Genomic DNA, 2076 nt, shown 5'->3' on the forward strand with positions numbered 1-2076 from the left:
CCCCTGGCTGGTGCCGGGGGCGGGCGGTGGGGTTGGCCCATGCGCGGCCGTTATGACTCTCGCCGCTATGAGTCTCCGTCAGCCGAAGCAGCTCGGGACGGGGTTGCTGGTGGGCGAGTCGCAGTTGGTGGGTACGTTGTCGATGATCTTGACCTTGCCCTTGGTGACGACCGTGCCCCTGTTCTCGATACCGCCGGCGGGCTCGTCGGAGGTGTTGTCCTTCACCTTCGAGTCGGTGAGCGTGAGAGTGCTGAAAATGTTGGTGAAGATGCCGCCACCGGAGAAGCCGTTGCCGGGAGCCCGGTTGCCGGCGACCTTCGAGTCGCGGATCGCGACCTCGTTGAACGCGTCGACGTAGATGCCGCCGCCGTTGCTGAGGGTGGCGGCGTTGTCGGTGATCTTGCTGTCCTCGATCACCGCGAAATCGTAGGCGTTGATGCCGCCACCGCCCCCGTCGACGGCGGTGTTGTTCTTGATGGTGCTGTCGCGTACGTAGAGCGAATCGCCGCTGTAGATACCGCCGCCGTAGTAGGCGTAGTTGTGGGCGATGGTGCTCTTCTCCACCTCGGACACGCCGGAGCTGTTGTAGAGGGCGCCGCCGGAGTAGCCGTAGTTGTAGGCGAGGTAGCTCTTCTTGATCTTTGTCGTGCCACCGTCGTTGTAGATGGCTGCGTAGCCGTCGTCGTTGTCGGAGATGCTGCCGGTGACCTTGGTGTTGGTGATCTCGAGCTTGCCGTAGCTGTTGTAGATGGTGGAGCCGTCCTCGGCGGAGTTCTTGTCGAGGGTGCTGTCGCGGACGGTGGTGATGCCCTCGTTGTAGATGGCGCCGCCGTCGTAGTTCTCCAGGTCGCTTACGGTGTTGTTCTCGAGGGTGACGGAGTCGAGGTCGAGCCGTCCCGCGGCGTTCACGTTGATGCCGCCACCATCGTCATCGTTGGTCTTGCCGCGGGTGATGGTGAGGTTGCGGAGCTTCAGGTCGCCGCCGGAGCCGACCTCGAAGATCCGGAACTGGGTGGCGTTGGCGGCGCGCGCGATGGTCGCGTCGTTGCCGTCGATCGTGATCGGCTGGGTGATCTTGGGCAGGCCGTTGCCGTCCTCCGTGGCGGTGAGGGTGTAGGTGCACTTCTCCGCCAGCCGGAGGTGGCTGGGGCCCTCCAGCTCGTTCGCCTGCACGATCGCCGAGATCAGGTGGTCCGGATCGCACTCCACGTCCGTGACCTTGCCGTCCTCCCCCTCGTAGGACCCGCTGCCCTGATCGTCCCCGTAGCCGTCCTGGCCCCCGGAGCCCTTCTCCTGGTCGTAGCCTTCGGACTTCTTCTCGGCGCCCTCGTCGCTCTTGGACCCGGAGCCCTTCTCGGCGCCGCCGTCGCTCTTGGATCCGGAGTCCTTCTGCTTGTCTCCGTTGGCTTGCTTGTTGCCGTCGGCTTTCTCGGCGCCGTTGGCTTGCTTGTTGCCGTCGGCTTTCTCGGCGCCGTTGGCTTCGTTGCTGCCGTCGGCCCCCTTGCTCCCGTTGATCTCCTTGTCCTGGGAGCCGGAGTGGCCGTCACCTTCCGTGCCGGCGTTGTCCCCGTTTGGGTTGCCCGCGAGGCCGGCCCAGTAGTCGCCGTCTCCGTCGTCGGCGCCCTCGCTGTCGCGGGCGGAATCCACGGTGCCGGGATTCGGCCTGGCCTTGCTGCTGTCCCTGGCCACGGAGGCGGGCTTCGCCTCGGCAGCCCCGGCGTCCGCGATGCCCACGACGGTCGTGGTGCCGGCCATTGTGGCGAACCCGGCCGCGGCCAGAACGGCGACCTTCCAGTGGCGGCTGAGTGCCGCTGACTTCGCACGGAGTTGGGTGCTCGTGCTCGTGCCCTGTGATTCAGACATCCGACGTTGCTCTCCTTCTGCGTGACAACCTGTCACGCCCCTTGCCTGAAAGGGGCGAAAGTAGACACATCGAATCACGGAAAGGGCAATAAATAGGACAATAGGGAGATAGTGGGTGTGTCGCCTGGACGTCTGCCCATGTCGCCGGTGCCACATACCGGAGGGCCCGCTGTGCGGTTTGGCGGGTAGGTGGACGTCCGCCCGCCCCCGGCT

Annotated in this window: 1 protein-coding gene; it reads right to left on the bottom strand. The window is 65.5% G+C overall.

From position 1 onward, the window contains the following. Window positions 1-78 precede the first annotated feature (78 nt). Entirely contained in the window at window positions 79-1863 is a 1785-nt protein-coding gene (locus ACWGI8_RS43435) for a hypothetical protein (protein ID WP_453669041.1), read from the bottom strand. Between the last annotated feature and the right edge of the window lie 213 nt (window positions 1864-2076).

It is taken from the genome of Streptomyces sp. NPDC054841, assembly GCF_053611045.1.